Consider the following 18,734-nt stretch of genomic DNA (forward strand, 5'->3'; position numbering starts at 1 on the left):
CTGATTCAGGTACTACTCCGTGTTCATTTACAAGTGTTCCATCGATATCCATAAAAATTACTTTTTTCAATATGATCACCTTTACTTGTTTAATTGTATTTGGACGAATTTCCTTTTACCGACATGAATAATTAAACCGTCAGAAATGGTTAAATGAAAATGGATATCTTCTACCTTTTCTCCATTTACTCTAACACCCTTGTTCTCTATCATTCGTAGATAGAGAATTAGCAACAACTAGTTGCTAATCTCTATCCCTTCTGGGTACCACTGATATTTATCTAAACAAACCATCCCCGTTTCGCTTACTTTCACTCCCTCGCTTTGTAAGGATAAGACTTGATCATGATAAGAAGAATCATCCTGAATAGAGATTTGCCCTTTAGCGTTTATGACACGATGCCAAGGTAAACGATGCTTTTTACTCATCGAGTGAAGGATGCGAACAACTTGGCGAGCAGCTCTTGGACTACCGGCAAGTCTGGCAATTTGTCCATACGTCATTACTTTTCCTTCGGGGATATTTTTAATAATCATTACTACTTTCTGTGTAAATGGTTGCATGTGAAATATTCCCTTTCTATCCATTTAGTAATTATAACATTACTTAAATCGATATAGAAAAAGCTGATTGCTACTTAAACTAGCCCATCAGCTCATATTTTTTATTCTCTTATACCACCCTCATACAATACTTCAAAATAACGATTAACAGCATTCCCATAATCATTGGTAGCAGATATTCTGTAAAAATTATAGGCTGGACTTTTCTCATTGAATACAAGGGTCTTTTCAAATGAACTTGTTAAGGTCTCCGTCACTTCATCCCCAAATCGAGAAGCACCAAATAGTAAGAAATCAGCATCTGACCTACCTTTAAAGGTGATAGTATGATCCCCTTCAGGTAGATGAGTTACCAAATCAACAGGACTCTCGATTGTTAATTTAGGAAGAATAGTATTTGGTACTTCTTTGAACGAAATGCCTTTAAGTGTAAATTCGTAAGCAAGAAGTGCCGGGTCTTCCGGTGATTCGGAAGGATTGGAAGTGACAACAAACATATAGTCACCTGCTGGTAATACATCTCCATTACCATACATGGCTCCCCAATTTTGATCAGTAATGATAAAATCCGAACCATCTGTATTCGGTCCCCAAGTTACATTAATCGTGCCTTTTTTAATGGTAGAAAAAAGATAATAATGTGTTTCAAGATCTCGATATATATATCCTTTCCATTCAACACTTGTAATTTTCTTTTTTTCTTTTACTTCTTTTGTTACCTTTTCCTCTGCCTTTGCAGAAAGATCCAATACCGGGACAGCTTTTGTAGGTAAGAAACTGGGTGTTAGAAATAGCAACACCATAAAGAGTCCGATCCCAATAAGTAATAATAATCTAGTTTTTAACATTCCGCCTTGCACCCTTTCCTAACAATAAATGGGTGGTTTATCCAATGCTATGTTGTTTGCTGTATCTGTTTCCACTATTAAGGTAGACGGGATTTTTTTGTTAATGTTACATATTTTTCACATATATTGTTTATTTGCTTTAAAAAAAGACCTTTCTAAATAGAAGATCTTTTGATTAAATATGCAGCTTGTGAATGAGACATTAAATTTTTTTCATTACGATTTCATTTGAGACGATTTCCCACCCATTGGCTTTAATGTACTTATTCTTTCCATGCCCGTAATAATTGGCTTCGCTTGTTTGATTAAGGTTTGTGTTGATTCCAACCCAAGAGAAGCTTGGTGAGCATTTTCATTTTTCCACTCTTCGTACACAAAAACTGAATTTGGCTCTGTATCAGATGTACTGACTAAGTACACCTCACATTCGTCTAACTCATTCATTGACTGAGCTGCTTCTAGCAAAATTCTTACCATTGAGTCACGTTCCCCTTCTTTGACGGTAAACTTGCCAAACAAACCATACTTACTCACAAAACCAGCTCCTTTTTATGGAAATTCATATAATACATTCTTGACAGGCATATAATTGTCCTTCTTTATAGAAAAAACACTTCTCCCTATTCGGAAGAAGTGTTTGTGTACATTACTTTTTCTCTTCAAAGTAGTCTCTAAATTCCTTCGTATCTGTTTGGTCTTTATTTTTATAATAAGGATTATTTACTGTAGAATCCTCTGGATCTAAATTTGTTTTAATGACTAGCATGGGCGCTTCTGTATGTTTGGCGATTACACGATCATCCAATTGTTCAAAATCAGGTAGTTTATCGCTTCCAGGTTTTCTTGGTTCCACGTTCACACACCTCCTAATGATAGGATGCTTTAAAGAATCAGAACTATGTACGAAAATATTTTGTTAGGTAAATACTATTGTTAAAAGGCATAGGAGGGAATAAAGTTTGGGAGCAATTCAAAGAAATGGCTGGACGTTTGAGACCGAATTTAGTGTGATTAAACAAAAGGGATCGATTCAAGTGTATCATCATGGTGATTTTAAAGAAGAAATTACCTTTGATTTTCACGGGAATTTTCCGAACCACGATGAAATAGAAAAGATCGTCGATATCTATTGTGAGAGCCACCATATTTAATATTGGTTTTTTATGGTACGTACCTTAATGAAAAAGTAGGAAATAATATGAACGATAACCTTGAAAGGGAGGGATTTTCTATGTCTTTAGAGTGGTTTGACCGAGTAAGTGGCGAATTGCAAGATCATCTAGAGTCTATCTGTGATAAGTATGATCAAGTGGGGCACATGTCTGTTGATCGTGGTGCAAAACATCCACGAATGGAGTTTTACGTAGAAACAGAGGATGATGATCGCGAGTATTTTTGTACCCTTTATTTCGATCCACATAACGAAGAGTTCTATATTGATTCCATTGATGTAGATCTTGGGCAAACTTCAAAAACAATCCTTGCTGATATTGAGGACATAATAGATGCGGTTCATGAAAGTTTGCATGACTTTATGAATGATGATGATTTCGATGATGATGATTACTACGAAGTGGACGACGACGATGGTGACGATGTTGAAGTTGATTATGTTCTCATGGACGATGAAGATGAAAGCGATGATATACTAGAACAAGTTGATGTCGAGTGGGAAACGCCTGAAGTGACGGCATTTATGTACGAAGATGAAATTGAAGTTTCCTACCAATTCGGTATTGTCCAAGAAACAGGGGACGGTGTTCTACGCAGAGTAAACCGAATTTGGACAGATGACGACGAGTTAATTAGAGACGAAACCAATTTTATCTTCTCTAAAGAGGAAGCGAGTACGATTATCGCCATGATCGCGAGCCATATGGATTCCTTATCTGACTTTAACTATGACCGGTAATCAGCAGGTAGATCACTCGATTTGAGTGATCTATTTTTTCAGCTCATCGGGTTCTTGATTTGTAATCGTCCCTTGGTGAAAATAAAGCTGCCATCTTCCATCTATTAGTTTCCAAATGGAGCTTCTAAGGGTATTTCGGTTTCTTGTTGTATCTTTTATAAAATAGGTGGATAACACGACGTCATTTGCTAAAGGATGAATTTCGTAATTGTGGAGCGTCATTTCTGTTAATACGACACCCGTCGCCAGACATTCTTTTTTCGTAAACATGTTACCCGAACTGCCAATTTCAAAAAAATCATCTGCTAATATTTCATCTAGTTTTTCCTTACTTCTTCGGATTTCAAGATTGATATGACTCTCCTCTAACTGTCTTAAATGCTCTTTCAAATTCATCTCAAATCCCCTATGAGAAATTTTTATTAATTAATTCATTTGCGAAGGTTAAAACGGCTTCACCATTACAAGTTCCGTAATGCATAGGTTGAATCATATCTATCGGAAGCTGAAACCCCTCTTTTTTTGCTAATTTTTGAAAGTCAGGAAGTAAATAACGTACCTGTGGTGCAACCAGTAACACATCTGCTTTTCGTAAATGTTCTAAATGTCGCTCAACCTCTCCTACACCAATTGCCCAAATATGATAGGCATCCTCTCCGTATTGCTTCGCTACTTCCTGCATTTTTGTTACTAATAAACTTGAGGAAAATCCCCCACCACAGCATAAAAGGATATGTTTCATTGTTAATAAGCCTCTTTTCAATTAATAATATTAAGTGAGAAAATACTCATCCCCGCTTCCTCTCCGGCATGTATTTCATCCATTTTTTCTGCTTATAGCTCGCCACCCAATAGCCTACAAAGGAAGCTGCTGATAATCCCACGCCTAGTTTCCAAATGAAAGGGTTCATTACATACAACCCAAACCCTACACCCATTAATCCGGCTAACAAAAGCTGAAACATTTGTTTTTTATGATTTTCTTGAGTGATAAATAGGAACTCTCGTCTTTGTTCGGTTTCCTTTAGTTGCTCAAGCTTTTGCGGTGCTTGAAGGAATTCATTGACTGAGTGAAGCACTTTAAAGATTGGTTGTGATTGTAGCCATTGCCAGATAAAGGTCCATTTATTACTTTGATTTCTGAGCCATTCCATGAACACAGGCTTCCCAAGATCGAGTGGTTCTTCTTCTGGAGCCACGTTTCGTAGAATCCCCTCTATCGTCCCAACAGACCGACCTAAAAACACGAATCTTGTTGGCACCTGAATAGGAAGGGCTTGAATCATGTCGTTCATTTCTAATTTTAAAGCAAGCAAGTCCATATTTTTCAACTCACCCATTTGAAAGGACAAGAGCTCAGATAAAAGTCTTTCAATTGTTCGAGTATCTGCATCTGGAAGCAAGAATCCTAATTGTGCCAAACACTCTACTGCCTTTTTGTAGTTCTTGGCTAGGAATGCCTCAATGAGTGATTGAAAATAGGAGGCATCTTTTTTACTGATTTGTCCTACCATTCCAAAATCTAATAAAATAATTCTTCCTTCTTGACTAACCATAACATTTCCCGGATGGGGATCGGCATGAAAATAACCTGGTTCTAACCATTGTGGAAGGAAGAGTTCAATAAGTTCTTGAGCGATTTCTTTTCGACTGATTTCTACCTGTTCTAATCCTTCGACATCCGTTAGCTTAATTCCTTCTACCCATTCCATGACAAGTACCTTGTTCGTACAAAGCTCTGGAAATGCATTAGGTATTTTAACAGTGTCACGATCCTTGAATCGACTATTAAATGATTGCAGGGCCTCCAACTCTTTTGCAAAGTCTAGTTCCCTTTCAATCACTTCTTTTAATTCCTTAAATAACATTTGAAAATTAATAAATCCTTTTGGTACGGGGACAAAATGGTCAGCAAACCAAATGATGATTCGCAGTGATCGAAAATCTATTTGAACGATAGATTGAATGTTTGGACGCTGAACTTTTACAGCCACTTTCGTTCCATTTTTTAATAACGCTTGGTACACTTCGCCGATAGAGGCAGATGCGATCGCCTGTTTTTCTATATATTCTATATGCTGGTATATAGAGCCTCCCCATTCTTTTTCAAGAATGTGCTCTATATCCTCCCATTTTGACGGCGGCACATGATCAGTCAGGTCTTCCACTTGTTTGATAAACGCGCGTGGAAGTAGATCTGAACGAATGCTTAATATTTGACCAATTTTAATCAATAGACCTTCTAATTCGAACAGAGTTTTCCGAAACCTCTCACCGATCTTCCCCCACAACTTCTCCCACTCTGACTCAGGCCTTCTTCGTAGCTTGTACCAGTAGATTTGCAGAAAAATAGTAAAGGCTAGAGACAACACCTTTGTCATACGAATGAACTTACTTTGAACTTTCATTCCGAATCCTCTCGTTTCCCTTTTACTTGTGGTACATGTAATACGGAACAACTGCTACTCTGGTTTCATTTTTACTAATCAAAAAAACACGCGATTTTCATTTTTAATCGCGTGTTAGTCTATAATGTTTATCAAGATAAGCAATAAACTCATGGTAAGGTAAAGGCTTTGCAAAATAATAGCCTTGCACTTCATCACACTCAATTGCCTTTAGGAAATTCACCTGTTCTATCGTTTCGGCCCCCTCTGCCAGTACCTTTAGGTTCAGATTATGACCCAAGGTTACGATCGATGTCATAAGGGTATCTTCCTCTTTCGGTATATTTAATAGAAATATCCGATCGATTTTTAGACGATGAATACTTAATTTCTTTAGATAACTTAGTGAACTGTACCCGGCACCGAAATCATCTAAACTAATATGAATTCCTAAACTCTTGATATCTTCAAGTATTTGACTCGATTTTTCAAAATTAAACAGGCTTCCTTCTGTGATTTCTAAGTCTAATAACCTCGGTTCCAATCCAGTTTCTTTTAGAATATTATTAATATCTTGTAAAAATTGAGGATGCTGAAGTTGTACCGTGGATAAATTAACAGACACCCGTAAATCAAGTCCATACAACTCATTTATCTGCACCGTTTGCGTACAAGCCTTTTTCAATACCCATAAACCAATCTGATTAATTAAATGTAATTCCTCCGCAAGCTGAATAAACTTCAAGGGAGAAATAATTCCTTTCGTTGGGTGGTTCCAACGAATGAGAGCTTCCATCCCAATAGGTTTCCCTGTAATTAATGAAAGCTGAGGTTGATAAAACACCTCGAATTGTTCAGCAATTACAGCGTGGTGAAGCTCTAGTTCAATGTCTCTCTTTTCATTGGATTCTGTAAGAAGATGGCTATTATATTTCATGACTCTTTTGTCATTTTCTGAAGGAACATGCATTTTGGCTAAATTCGCATTTTTCACAAGTGCGTTCCAATCAAAACCATCATTAGGATAAAAGCAAATGCCAAACTTCGGCGAGATATAAAAATCTCTACTTCCCGCATGAATAGGGGTTACAAATTGTTTAACCAACGATTCTGCAAAACTAACAATCTCCTGTTCAGAAGCGTAGTCCTTTACAATGATTAAATGCTCCCTTTCACTCCATCTGACCAACTTCATTTCTTCTTTCAAACTAGCTTCAATTCTTCTTATCGAGGCTACATACACATTATCGCATTTCGAATTCCCAAGTAGATCGTCTATGGCATCCAATCCTTCAAACCCGAAGAGTATCACTGCTACTACTTTCTCTTCCCCCCACTCAACTAAAGGTAGAATGTTGTTTAGATAATTTCGATTAGGTAATCCCGTAAGTTCATCGTAATAAGCCATTTTACGAAGCTCATCTTTATGCTTATTTGTAAGTATTCTTTCTGCTGTAGATAATAGAGTGAGTACATAAATTAATACAAAGACAATGAAAATTAATACGACAAGACTTAAAACCTTCCATCTTTCATTTGCTTTGCGTTCCATATATTGAAATCCATCAAAATCAATTCCTAGAACAGATTCCACCTCTCCTTTCCCATTAAAAACAGGAATAAAGGCACCAATACTGTAACCCCATTCATCGTTTGTAGGTTCCTTCTCCATCGAAAATTCCCCATCAAAAGCACGTTGTAATTCAGGAATCTCTTTCGTGTAAATGGTACCCATAGGTATACGTTTTTCGATTTCTCCACGAATCCGACCGTCCTTGTTATAATCGGTCGGGGGTGCCACTACAAAGTATATTTGACCATTGTCATTCATTCTCATCGTATAGACTGATTGTACTTCTTTAATATGATTTTGCCATTCCGTCATTTTTTTATGAATACGCGTATATTCCTTACTCCTATCTGTATCTGATTGATACAGAGTAGCATGACCTTCATTTCTTAGGTCACGACTAAAAATAGTTCCCATATTTTTTGCCATATCATAGTATTCGTTATACTCTCTTTCCCGTAATGTACTATCTAGTACATATCCGAAAATCAAAAGGACCATTGAAAATAACACAAATAATATGGTGGGAGTTTTCCCAAACTGCTTAGGAGGTTCAGACAATTTTCTTTTTACTAGTTTCCTTGAAAGTAGTACCACTGTCAAAATAGCTAGTAGGTACACAAAAAGAAACAATAGTATATTGATATTAAAGTCTAATTCTAGGGAGGTCATACTATTTTCCTACTTTCAGCACGTACTAATACTCTTTATATCGGTAGGCTCTTGCAATTTATTTAGTACAACAACGGAAAAATATACCTCAATATAAAAAAGAGCTACCTGAATAGCAGCTCTTAGCTAGGAAAGTATTCCATCGGTCCCGTTGTCGTATCGTATCCATTTTTACGATAGTAGGGCATGATATGTCTCAATTATATACGTAGGCTCATTACAAACTGTTCTCCGAGTGAACCAATCACTCTTCTACCCGTATCATAAAATCCCACTCCTACATACAGATTTTGTGCGGGGATATTTTGGTGATTAACCCCTAGAACGATTTCGTCACAGTTTGGAAATTGATATTGTATATATTTCTTTAGTAAACGCAATCCCTGTTTTGCATAGCCCCTCCCCTGTTTTATGTAATCAATGGAGAATGCCGTTAAAAGCATGGCATTGGGGTTGTTTGAATATTCCTTAACACGTGAAGTCGAATGCAACATAAAAAAACCAACTGGAATGTTATCTTCCATAATCACAATCGGAAATTGTCCCTCTTGTACATCTAGCGCTTTACTCGGCAAGGCAGTGAACTTCTCTTGATCGTTAGGAAGTTCAAACGAAAGCAACCCTTCCCTATATTTAGGTTCGTATAGATGAAGACTGATATTCATTGTTTGACTCATTTGCACCCTCCACTCTTCTTGAAGAATGGCGTAGTAATATTCATCCCACCAGCTATCACCATCAGGGATACATTTTTTAAAGTATCCTTCCCGTCTCATCCCGATTTTTTCCATTACACGGTAGGAACCAATATTTTCAGGCTGACATGTAGCGATGATTCGATGTAACTTTAATTCCTCAAACCCATATTGCAAAACCGCCTTCGCAGCCTCGGAGGCAAAGCCTTTGTTATAATAATCCGGATGAAACACCCATCCAATTTCATAAGTATGTTCACCAAAGTAACGATGAAATACAATATGCCCGATCAGAGTATTACTTTCTTTTAAAATTACCGGGTACTTCTCAACCTTCTCCCCCATATTTTTCTCCACAAACTGCTTGGCATCTTCCTTAGTGAAAACCCCTTCTGGAATATACCTCATCACATCAGGATTTGATGTATATTCGTAAACTGCATGGTAGTCGTTTTTATCAAAACCTCTGATAATTATCCGTTCTGTTTCTATGACCATCGTTGCCACTCCTATAAAACATGATGAAAATCTCCTAGACTAAACATTCGATATAAATGGAAATATTTCCTTCTCCCTAATCATATAGCAAATAAACTTTTATAAGAATTGATTGCTGAATACAAAAAAGAACATTAAAATTAAGTTAACTAGATTTTAGGAGGCAAGATTTTATTGCGTAGCATGATGTGATTCCTTCATATAAATACAAAAAAAGGGAGAACAGTATGACGAATTTATTTAAGGGGACATTATTAAAACTTACTACGGTCCGAGCAGAGGATGCAGCAATTATGGCGTCTTGGGAAGAAAACTCAGACTATTTACGCAATCTTGATACGGATATTGCCTACCCGCATTCGATTGCCGAACTTGAAGAAGATAAAGAACGAAGCCACAATTCAGCGTATTTTCGTTTACGAACGATAAAGGATGACAGTTTAATCGGTTTCGTTGTCATCCACTCCATTGAATGGAATAATCGGGTCGGTTCTTTAGCCATTGGAATAGGAGATACGAACTATCAAAATAAAGGTTATGGTAGTGAGGCATTGCAGCTTATCCTTCGTTATGCATTTCATGAATTAAATTTACATCGAGTCGGTTTGGATGTCATTGGCTATAATAGTCGTGCAATCCGTGCATATGAAAAAGCTGGTTTTACCGAAGAAGGAAGACTTCGTTCTGCTATTTATCGTGACGGGCATTATTCCGATCGTATTATGATGGGGATTTTAAGATCAGAATGGGAACAACAAATTCTAAAGCAATAGATCAAAAGAGCCAACGATTTTTTCGTTGGCTCTTTGTTTTAAAATGTATGGGCTAAATCCTTTGCTCTTGCAATCGCATTCTCTTTGATTTCTTGTGCTTTATCTGGCATTGCATTATGACCTTCTACAAATAATCCTTCAAACGAAGGCACTCCGTAAAATTGCATAATAACACTTAAATAACGGTGTCCCATTTCGAGGCCTGCAGCAGGACCTTCGGAGTAAATCCCACCACGCGCTTGAATATGTAACGCTTTTTTATCCGTTAATAACCCTATTGGGCCTTCGGCTGTGTATCTAAATGTTTTCCCAGCAACAGAAACTGCATCAAGATACGCCTTCATCACTGGAGGGAATGAGAAATTCCAAAGCGGAGTAACAAATACATACTTGTCAAAAGAGATAAATTGATCACATAGTTCTCCAAGGCGCGCCACCTTCGCCTTTTCCTCTGAAGAAAGCTCGTCAAAACCTTTTCCTGACTGTAGTTTCCCCCAGCCACTGAACACGTCAACATCAATTTGAGGTATATCCTCTTTGTAAAGATCTAAGTGTAAGACTTCATGATCTGAATTCTTTTGTTTGTACGTGTCAATAAATGCTTTACCTACAGCCATACTATAAGACTGTGTGTCATCGTGTGGATGTGCAGTAATGTATAGAACTTTTGTCATTTTCTCATCTTTCCTTTCTTTCCTTTGTTGTGCATTCTAGTTTGTGAGAAAACGACTTTTGTATGCATCTAACTGAAATTTTTACAAATGAAAAAGGGACGCTCCTTTGAATGCCCCTTTTCTTCTATTATTCAGTTCTCTGTTGTAAAAGGATTTCCACTAATGTTTGCTCTCATTTCATCAGTGAGCTTAAAAGGTTCTTGGTCTTTCACTTCCCCTTCTGCTAGAGCTCCATGTAAACTTCCATCATAATGCATCGGTTTTCCATCCATATGTATTCACCTCCATTAATGGATAGTATATACAATATCTTACTATTTATTTTAATTTAAAAATATAATTTCTAAATATTCTAACTTTTTTCACTAATGTGATTATCTACTTTTCCTCTAAAAAATTTAACTTTCCAAGCTCATTATATGTCTTCATTCGAGTTAAGTTATAGGACTGCCAAGAGGTATTTTTTAAATAAGATCGTTCTGCTTTTCTCTGTTTAAGCAACTCTTCTAATCCTGGTATATTGGCTCCTCTTTGATAAAGATCAATAAGCCCAAGTGTTCCCGTGTCTGAGAGATTGTTTAAGTAATAAATATCAATTTTTCCGTTTGTTTCGTACCTCTTAATATTTTGTTCGACAACAAACTGGTCGATATTTACGACATTAATACCTACATAATAGACGAGGGCCGCAATGAAATAAAAATGAAACAAAGATAGTTTCTCAAGCCAAATTTTCACCAGTGTATAAGCAAATATCACAGTTAAAAAAATCATAAATGAATGAGCAAGTACTCTTGTAAAAGTAAAGCCATACGCCTCTTCGTACATTGTCATACGCATAAACGCTGAGATAAGAAGAACAACACTTGAAAGTACTAGAACAGACAAAGCAATACGAATGAACTTCTTTAACGTACCGTATACTGTTCTTGAAAGTTGAATAAAACCTGTTGTAACAGATAGGTTGATCATGGTTACAAAGAGCAATTCAAAAAAACCACGCCGTGCATATTCAGCATACGTATATCCATCCTCTAATGAGCCACTAAAAAAGTACGTAAATTGTACGGCAACAAAAGTGATATACACGAAATCTAATAAAAGTAATACGGTTAGTGTAACGACTCCGTCTATCGATAAGGGCTTAAATGGTCCTTCTTTTTGTATGATTTTATTGTTCATTATAAATAGGGCTTGCATAAATCCGAAGAAGCCAAATGTATAAACAAGTACAATGATGGTTCTAGGAAGTAACTCCACATTAATGCTAAATAAATACGGAATCTCCATTACCAATCGTTCAAACTGGGCATCTGCAGAGATCAGAAGATTTAAAACAATGAATAAAACGGGAACGGATAAGGTAATACCCAGTAATATTTTTTTCCATATTGCAAAGTTCCTTTGGTTCCCCTTCTTTGATAGGTTTGTAATGTATTTGGAAAAAAACACATGATAACGCAATCCGTCAATTACACGTAGAAATGTATAAAGGAAGAAATACAAATTATGCCAAACTCTATTTTTAGAGGATGTTACTAGAGACAAATGAAAGATCACAAGAGCTGGGATGACAACAATATTTAACGCGTAAAAAAGCTGTGTGTCATAAAGATAGTATCCAGCGGTTAATAACCAAATACAGATTAATACGAAATATCCAACCCTTTGGTGTGAAAACGGAAACTTACGAAATCTCCAGAAAAATACCGTATAGAACAAAATGATAAAAACAAAATAGGATATTCCCATTTGATCCTTAAAAAAAGCCTCTTCCCCAACGATTCCTAAGATGAAACATAGAGCCAAAAAGATCCAATCGTTTTTCAACAGTTTTTCATTCATCATGGTTTCCTCCATTTATATTGTTTTTCTATATACATAGTTTTACTATGTACTATGGCAAAAAAAAGCTCAGATTGACGCTTTTTTCCCCCATCGATAGCTGATGATGCATACTGGATAAAGTAGAAGTGTTAAAAAAATACAGACGCCGATAAAGGTTTCAGTTAATAGTGGATGAAACCATTCGCGCGGGATAAGATGGAAGACCGTTAAGACCATTAAAGTTACATTCGGTATTAACGCTAAAATAAAGGTCTTTTTCATAACCCTTTTCCCTTTATGACCAAAGCCCCTCCCAATCTCATATCCTAGAAGTGCCCAAAAGAACATATAAATAAATGCAATGATGATAGGAAAGGACGTAAGATTAGACCATAAATTTGTCAGCCACTTCCAATCAAGAAGATTATGAGCAAGTGTGAGAACGGCCCCACCTGTAAAGAAAAGAATATTCACTGCAATAAACAGCCACTTCATATTGCTCGGTGAAAAGGAAAGCTCTTCTTTCCATATCGCAGCAATCTCTTCTGGTGTACCGAATCTTGAGTACACTTCTTCCCGAATCTCATCATACTCCATTTTGTATAAACTTAATAAAAGCTCATCCAGATGCATTTCATATTCAGCTATTATGGATTCCTTTTCTTTGTGGTTTCCGAGGCTTTCATTCAGGCTTTCTAAAAACTCACTCTTCAGCCGTTCCATGTTTCTTTCTCCCCATCATCTTGTTCATTACTGAAACAAAATCATTCCACTCACGTGTTTTTTCCAGCAGCATCTCTTTTCCCGCTTCTGTAATTTTGTAATATTTACGAGCTGGACCTTTCTCCTGTTCTTTCCAGTAGCATTCAATATATTCCTGCTTTTCAAGCTTATGTAGTGCCGGATATAAAGTGCCCTCTTTCACCGAAAACTCATTTCCGCTTCTGCTTTCTAGTTCTTTAACCAACTCGTAGCCATACATATCCCGCTCTTCTAAAAGCTGAAGTAACAAAAGCGAAGTACTACCTTTAATCAATTCACGATTAAACATCTTCTCACCTACCTAGTTTTTTTAGGTATATAGAAATTCTACATCTAACTTTTCTTTCTGTAAAGTATCTTTGACTAAAAAAAGAAATATTTTACAAGTATAAGCAGTTTAATCCCCTATACGAACAAAACCCACACCTTTACCTAACAGAAAGGTCGTGGGTTTCACATTTTAATTGCTTTTAAGCAAAATTATCACTCAATGGGTGAATACATTTTTTCAAGTCCCATTTTTGTAAGCTGACAATAGATATCTCTTCATCAGAGAAAAAGCTAATACCCGTAGAGTTTTCGCTTGGATATACTCTTGCTGACATGACTTTTTCTCCCTCGTTAATAAATACTTCTACCGAAGAGTGATCAACAAATACACGCAGATGGAGAAGATTTTCTTTAAGTTGTACTGGAGCTTTTCGTATTCCCTTTGGCCCCTTACCAGACCGCTCTCGATCCAAGATCACCTTTCCTTCTAATCGACTATATGAGATAACTGTTTCCTCTTTCTCACTCACCCGAACCTTCACACCAAACTGTTCGGCGGATTTTGCATCAATTGTTACCTCAAGCTCATAACAATCCCCAATAACCTCAGGTATAACCTTCTTTTCTTTTACCGTCACATGTTCAAGCCTGACCACATTCCCACGAAGCTCCTTTAACTCTTGAACAGGTTTGCTGTAAATTTCTCCATCCATCCATTCAAGCTGTCGAGGAATCGTCATAGCTCCTGCCCAATTGTATTCTTGCTCAGGCATGTGACTTTCCCACATCGCCATCCATGCAATCATAATACGTCTTCCTTTAGGATCTTCCATCGTTTGAGGAGCATAAAAGTCGAATCCATAATCCAATAAATGAAAATCGCCATGCGAAAGTACACCTGTATGGTAATCTAATTCACCTAAAACATAGCCTGCTTGATGGAGATTATGATACAAATCTCCTTTCGGCTTGACGCCTTGCGGTGACATCATGAGAACATCATGACCTTCCAAACGAAACACATCAGGACACTCCCACATATACCCTAAATCCCCGTCACTTTTAGCCATAACACTTATGAATTCCCAATGTAATAAATCACTAGAACGATACAGCAACACTTGTCCATGATGATCCATCGTTCTTGAACCTAACACACAATAATAGTCATTACCCTGTTTCCACACTTTTGGATCACGTATATGATAGGGATGAACATCACCTGTAGGAGCTTCAGCTATAACCGGGTTTTCTTTAAACTTTGTAAAATGAATTCCATCATTACTTACCGCCAGGCATTGCACTTGTAATAAATCTTTATCATGGTCATCCCCTGTCCACGTATTACCCGTGTACATTACATACATACTTCCGTCTTTTTCGATCCCACCTCCCGAAAAGCAACCATCCTGGTCGTATTCATCCGTTGGCGCAAGAGCAATCGGCATATGTTCCCAGTGAACAAGATTTTTACTTTTCACATGTCCCCAGAACATGGGACCCCATTCAGGTGAATACGGGTGATGCTGATAGAATAGATGATATTCTCCATTAAAAAAACTGAATCCATTCGGATCGTTCATCCAATAGGCCGGAGTGCTTACATGATAATTCAATCTCCAATAATTTTTGTTTACTTTTGGTTGTTCTTTTATAACTGATTCTATTGCAGTATGTAATTTATTCACAAACTTACCTCCATAAGAAAACGCTTTAGCATTCTTAGTCTTCATTGTATCCATGCTAAAGATTTTATGTCAACGTAAACTTTTACTAAAACACCGATCTTTTTTACTTGCAAAATAGCATCTACCTATAAAAGCAGATGCTTGTTACTGTTATTCCTTTTTCAGATTACTATTTAGTAAGGATTTTGCTAGATTCACAGCAGATTCCTTAGAGTAGCTATTATATAGCCCAGATTCTAATCGAACCGGATCTCCAAAAAAGAATCTTTCGTATTGTTTTTGTCTTCCCCCAAAAGCACTTAAACAGACATCCCATGCTAAACGAAACAATTGGGTTCGTTCTTTAGCTTCGCATGACGCACCTTGTAGATAATGATCCAAATCTCCACGTATGGGTGACTCAAAGTCTTTTTCAGTTGGAATCGAAATTAAACCACTTGCTCCTAACGTTTCTAAAATTTCAATGAATCTAGGATACAAGCGAGGAAAGGTGGTTATAGCAGCTGATAATGGATTAACATCAGGAACCATCCTCCCTCTCTTATCAAGCTTGGCATTCATCTCCGAACTTAGTAATAAAGCTTTTAATGTCTCTAGTGCGGAAATGATCTCGCTAACTTTTCCTTGAACATGGGTATAGCTTCCTATATCAATCGAATCCACTATCAACTGCGCGAGCCCCAAAAGAAACTCTGTTTTCACCACCTGACGAGCAGTTGCTTGATGAAGTAAAAAAGTAAAATAACTTGTTTCACTTGCTAGTTGCATAGAAATGGAGTAATCGTTGTATAAAAATACCCGTTCCCATGGGACCAAAACATCGTCAAACACAACTATGGTGTCCATTTCTTCAAATCTAGCACCTAGCGGATGATCAAATGCGGAAGAGCGGTAACGAAAAGATTCTCTACAAATAAATCGTAAATTCGGGGTGTTGCTTGGGATACTAAATGCGTAAATAAATGATTCTCCGATATACTTTCCCCCGATTGGTAAGACGAGCAACTCATCTGTAATTCCACCTTGAGTAGCTAACAATCTAGCGCCCTTAATAATAATTCCATCGCTCGTTTCCTTTACTACTTTTGCGGAAATCGGATGTTCTTCATCTTCAAAATAAAGCATGGATCGATTCACTTGTGGGTTCACAAATGTATGAGCAAGCGTTAAATCATTTTCTCTAGCACGCTCATACATTTGTAATATATGTTTTCCAATTAAACGCGAATCTTGAAAATGATCCCAGGCCGTTCCAAGAGCCATCAGGCAGGAATTCATATAATCTGGAGATCTTCCCATCATTCCTCCTGACAACTTCGCCCATGCTTGGGTAGAAAGCCTCCTTTTTTCTAAATCCTCTTTTGTTTTTGGCTGCATAAATGACGTTCCTACCCGCTCTCCACTTACTGGAGAAACGTAAGTCATCAAATCCTTGTGATCTTTGTTCATCTGTAAGTCAAACAGTTCTGCTTTACTTGTTAAAATGCCCTTAAACGCTTCATGATTACATATATCTGTTATTTTCTTCCCTTCAAGCCATATCTCAGGTTGAAGTTGATGAATTCTATTCATAAATTCTTGACCATTTATTGCCGGCAAAAAAACACCTCCGTTCAAAAGGTTTATAAATACATATGTCTAAACCTTGAGATATTGCTTTTCCATATAAAAAGTATATAAAAAAGAAGGTTAACCATTTCGTTAACCTTCTCGCACATAATAATATTTCTTAACTATCTAACCAATTGTTTCACTAGCTCCCGATTGCGTTGCTTGAACACATCATTGTGTGAAGAAACCATTGCTGCTTGATGAGCATCTGGTTCGATATACTTCTTTGCTTTATTCACAGCGTTGGCTGCATCTTGGAAGGCTCCCGCGATTAAGTTCAGTTTCCCATCGAACTTAAGAATATCACCGGCCGCAAATAATCCAGGAACCGAGGTTTCACTACAAGAGTTCCCCTCAATATAAAAATCCTCGAGCATATTAATATGTAAATGGCTGTTTTTCAGTAGGCCCGTATCCTGTTCATAACCGTGATTAATCACTACCTCATCAACAGATAACAGAGTGACTTCTCCAGTCAAGTTATTAGTAATCTCTACCTTTTCAATTATTTCCTGATTGTTAGTCGCTATTAATTTCGTTATGGACGTGTTACTTAAACAAGTCACTGAACTATTTTGTAATTGGGACACTTGTGCTTCATGACCTGACATTTTGTCTTTTCGGTACGTAATGTAGACTTTCTTCGCAACAGGCTCTAGCTCATTTGCCCAATCGAGAGCAGAATTTCCACCACCTGAAATGATTACGGTTTTATCCTTAAATTGCTTTAATGATTTCACGGTATAGTTTAAATTCGATACCTCAAACCGTTCGGCTCCTTCTATGTTCAGCTTTTGCGGTTTCAGGATTCCACTGCCGACGGCAACAATCACCGTTTTCGAATAATGAAAATCTCCTGAAGAACCTTCAAGAACAAAAATCCCGTCTTCGGTCCGTGAGATAGAAACAACCTTTTCGTTAAGTACCACGGTAGGGTTAAAGGTAAGTCCTTGTTCAACCAGTTGCTCGATGAGTTTTGCTCCAGGAACTGGTGTCATTCCCCCAACATCCCAAATCATTTTTTCTGGATACACATGAATCTTTCCACCTAATTGGGGCTGAAATTCAATTAGCTTCGTCTTCATTTCCCTTAAACCACTATAAAAAGTAGAGTACAGCCCTGCCGGCCCGCCTCCAATTATTGTTACATCAAAAAGATCCATTTTCTCCATTGTCACACACTCCTATATAACCAATTGTTATTGATTATCATTCTCATTAACTATAACTATACGACCTTTTTAACATTATGACAATCAAAATATTCAAAAAAAAAAAGCAGAAAGTGGCGTAACACACTTTTCTGCCCTTTTGAATTATGCTTTTAATACATCGTGATCCACATAGCGTTCTCCGTTGATCTCGCTAATCACATTAATAGCTACTCTTGCTCCGTCACCTGCTGTTATAATGGTATGAACACTTACTCCAGCAATCGTTCCTGCAGCCCAAATTCCTTCCATTTCTGTTTTACCATTCACATCCACTACCACATTTTTAGGAATTCTTGGCTCTGTTCCAGGTTTTGTTGTTAGACCAAGTTTTTCTGCTAAATCGGCTAATAACCCTGTTGCTAAAATGACATGCTTTGCTTCATAAGATTGGTCTTCTGTTTGGACAGAAAATCCATTTTCTCCTTTTTCAATATGTACTACAGCACTATTAATGAGTTCAGCTCCAAATTTTATAGCTTGTTTCGTACCCGTTTCCACTAAATCTGGGCCAGTCACTTCAGGGACACCATAATGATTTTCAACCCAAGCACGCTTTGTGATGCTTTTATCATGGTCAAGTAACAATGTTTTTTTTCCAGCCTTTGCTGTAAAGATAGCTGCACTCGCGCCTGCAGGACCTGCACCAATAATGGCAATATCATACATAAAAAAAGCCTCCTAAATTGTTTAAATTATATGTAAATTTTATTCAATGGTACCATTTGTGTCAAAGATCGTGCTCACAATTCTCTCTTCTGCAAATTATCTT

The 18,734-nt window shown here is 37.2% G+C and carries 21 protein-coding genes and 1 pseudogene; 3 read left to right on the forward strand and 19 right to left on the reverse strand.

The window, feature by feature from the left end; genetic code table 11:
- Window positions 1-237: 237 nt before the first annotated feature.
- The 4 genes from ACGLXV_RS20135 to ACGLXV_RS20150 all read right to left on the reverse strand — a co-directional run bounded on the left by ACGLXV_RS20135 (window position 238) and on the right by ACGLXV_RS20150 (window position 2,265).
- Window positions 238-564, reverse strand: a complete 327-nt coding sequence (locus ACGLXV_RS20135) for an MGMT family protein (RefSeq protein ID WP_391560078.1) — start codon at window positions 562-564, stop codon at window positions 238-240.
- A 101-nt stretch (window positions 565-665) separates the two neighbouring features.
- Entirely contained in the window at window positions 666-1,412 is a 747-nt protein-coding gene (locus ACGLXV_RS20140; protein WP_391560079.1) for a hypothetical protein, read from the reverse strand.
- Window positions 1,413-1,628: 216 nt separating this feature from the next.
- Window positions 1,629-1,946 (reverse strand): putative quinol monooxygenase, encoded by a 318-nt coding sequence (locus tag ACGLXV_RS20145; RefSeq protein ID WP_391560080.1) that lies wholly within the window; start codon window positions 1,944-1,946, stop codon window positions 1,629-1,631.
- A gap of 112 nt (window positions 1,947-2,058) precedes the next feature.
- Window positions 2,059-2,265 (reverse strand): hypothetical protein, encoded by a 207-nt coding sequence (locus tag ACGLXV_RS20150; RefSeq protein ID WP_391560081.1) that lies wholly within the window; start codon window positions 2,263-2,265, stop codon window positions 2,059-2,061.
- A 106-nt stretch (window positions 2,266-2,371) separates the two neighbouring features.
- Here ACGLXV_RS20150 and ACGLXV_RS20155 point away from each other — a divergent pair, with 106 nt between their 5' ends.
- Window positions 2,372-2,563, forward strand: coding sequence for a DUF5370 family protein (locus ACGLXV_RS20155; protein ID WP_160546858.1), 192 nt, complete (start codon window positions 2,372-2,374; stop codon window positions 2,561-2,563).
- A gap of 80 nt (window positions 2,564-2,643) precedes the next feature.
- Window positions 2,644-3,324 carry a hypothetical protein gene (locus ACGLXV_RS20160; protein WP_391560082.1) on the forward strand — a complete coding sequence of 227 codons (681 nt, stop codon included), beginning with the start codon at window positions 2,644-2,646 and terminating at the stop codon, window positions 3,322-3,324.
- A gap of 30 nt (window positions 3,325-3,354) precedes the next feature.
- Here the strand turns inward: ACGLXV_RS20160 and ACGLXV_RS20165 are convergent, their stop codons facing one another.
- The 6 genes and pseudogenes from ACGLXV_RS20165 to ACGLXV_RS20190 all read right to left on the reverse strand — a co-directional run.
- Window positions 3,355-3,720 carry a nuclear transport factor 2 family protein gene (locus ACGLXV_RS20165; protein WP_391560083.1) on the reverse strand — a complete coding sequence of 122 codons (366 nt, stop codon included), beginning with the start codon at window positions 3,718-3,720 and terminating at the stop codon, window positions 3,355-3,357.
- A 10-nt stretch (window positions 3,721-3,730) separates the two neighbouring features.
- On the reverse strand, window positions 3,731-4,066 hold the full coding sequence (locus tag ACGLXV_RS20170) for a PTS sugar transporter subunit IIB (RefSeq protein ID WP_391560084.1): 336 nt from the start codon (window positions 4,064-4,066) through the stop codon (window positions 3,731-3,733).
- A 46-nt stretch (window positions 4,067-4,112) separates the two neighbouring features.
- The gene (locus ACGLXV_RS20175) at window positions 4,113-5,732 is read right to left on the reverse strand and encodes an ABC1 kinase family protein (RefSeq protein ID WP_391560085.1); all 1,620 of its coding nucleotides are present in this window, start codon (window positions 5,730-5,732) and stop codon (window positions 4,113-4,115) included.
- 103 nt (window positions 5,733-5,835) lie between these two features.
- Window positions 5,836-7,953: a putative bifunctional diguanylate cyclase/phosphodiesterase gene (locus tag ACGLXV_RS20180; protein ID WP_391560086.1), complete on the reverse strand. Its 2,118-nt coding sequence runs from the start codon at window positions 7,951-7,953 to the stop codon at window positions 5,836-5,838.
- A 200-nt stretch (window positions 7,954-8,153) separates the two neighbouring features.
- Window positions 8,154-8,630, reverse strand: coding sequence for a GNAT family N-acetyltransferase (locus tag ACGLXV_RS20185; RefSeq protein ID WP_391560114.1), 477 nt, complete (start codon window positions 8,628-8,630; stop codon window positions 8,154-8,156).
- Between the two features lie 12 nt (window positions 8,631-8,642).
- A pseudogene (locus tag ACGLXV_RS20190) lies at window positions 8,643-9,146 on the reverse strand (GNAT family N-acetyltransferase); the annotation flags it as partial.
- A gap of 227 nt (window positions 9,147-9,373) precedes the next feature.
- On the opposite strand from ACGLXV_RS20190, the gene ACGLXV_RS20195 reads away from it, so the two are divergent.
- On the forward strand, window positions 9,374-9,919 hold the full coding sequence (locus ACGLXV_RS20195; protein ID WP_391560087.1) for a GNAT family N-acetyltransferase: 546 nt from the start codon (window positions 9,374-9,376) through the stop codon (window positions 9,917-9,919).
- Between the two features lie 38 nt (window positions 9,920-9,957).
- Here ACGLXV_RS20195 and ACGLXV_RS20200 read toward each other — a convergent pair whose 3' ends face one another.
- From ACGLXV_RS20200 to ACGLXV_RS20240, 9 genes are all read right to left on the reverse strand, one after another.
- Entirely contained in the window at window positions 9,958-10,593 is a 636-nt protein-coding gene (locus ACGLXV_RS20200; protein ID WP_391560088.1) for an FMN-dependent NADH-azoreductase, read from the reverse strand.
- Window positions 10,594-10,724: 131 nt separating this feature from the next.
- Window positions 10,725-10,865 (reverse strand): hypothetical protein, encoded by a 141-nt coding sequence (locus tag ACGLXV_RS20205; RefSeq protein ID WP_391560089.1) that lies wholly within the window; start codon window positions 10,863-10,865, stop codon window positions 10,725-10,727.
- A 106-nt stretch (window positions 10,866-10,971) separates the two neighbouring features.
- A complete protein-coding gene (locus ACGLXV_RS20210) occupies window positions 10,972-12,441 on the reverse strand; it encodes a DUF4153 domain-containing protein (RefSeq protein WP_391560090.1) in 1,470 nt (489 codons plus the stop codon).
- 66 nt (window positions 12,442-12,507) lie between these two features.
- Window positions 12,508-13,143, reverse strand: coding sequence for an HAAS signaling domain-containing protein (locus ACGLXV_RS20215; RefSeq protein WP_391560091.1), 636 nt, complete (start codon window positions 13,141-13,143; stop codon window positions 12,508-12,510).
- Window positions 13,124-13,471, reverse strand: a complete 348-nt coding sequence (locus ACGLXV_RS20220) for a PadR family transcriptional regulator (protein ID WP_391560092.1) — start codon at window positions 13,469-13,471, stop codon at window positions 13,124-13,126. Before ACGLXV_RS20220 ends, ACGLXV_RS20215 begins: the two co-directional genes overlap by 20 nt.
- A 181-nt stretch (window positions 13,472-13,652) precedes the next feature.
- Window positions 13,653-15,140 (reverse strand): glycoside hydrolase family 32 protein, encoded by a 1,488-nt coding sequence (locus tag ACGLXV_RS20225; RefSeq protein ID WP_391560093.1) that lies wholly within the window; start codon window positions 15,138-15,140, stop codon window positions 13,653-13,655.
- Window positions 15,141-15,290: 150 nt separating this feature from the next.
- Window positions 15,291-16,739 carry a 4-hydroxyphenylacetate 3-monooxygenase, oxygenase component gene (gene hpaB, locus ACGLXV_RS20230; protein ID WP_391560094.1) on the reverse strand — a complete coding sequence of 483 codons (1,449 nt, stop codon included), beginning with the start codon at window positions 16,737-16,739 and terminating at the stop codon, window positions 15,291-15,293.
- A gap of 134 nt (window positions 16,740-16,873) precedes the next feature.
- Window positions 16,874-17,923 carry an NAD(P)/FAD-dependent oxidoreductase gene (locus ACGLXV_RS20235; RefSeq protein ID WP_391560095.1) on the reverse strand — a complete coding sequence of 350 codons (1,050 nt, stop codon included), beginning with the start codon at window positions 17,921-17,923 and terminating at the stop codon, window positions 16,874-16,876.
- A 144-nt stretch (window positions 17,924-18,067) separates the two neighbouring features.
- Window positions 18,068-18,631, reverse strand: a complete 564-nt coding sequence (locus ACGLXV_RS20240; protein ID WP_391560096.1) for an FAD-dependent oxidoreductase — start codon at window positions 18,629-18,631, stop codon at window positions 18,068-18,070.
- Window positions 18,632-18,734: the final 103 nt, after the last annotated feature.

Origin of the sequence: Robertmurraya sp. (assembly GCF_036676585.1) — a bacterium.
Taxonomy (GTDB): Bacteria; Bacillota; Bacilli; order Bacillales; family Cytobacillaceae; genus Robertmurraya_A.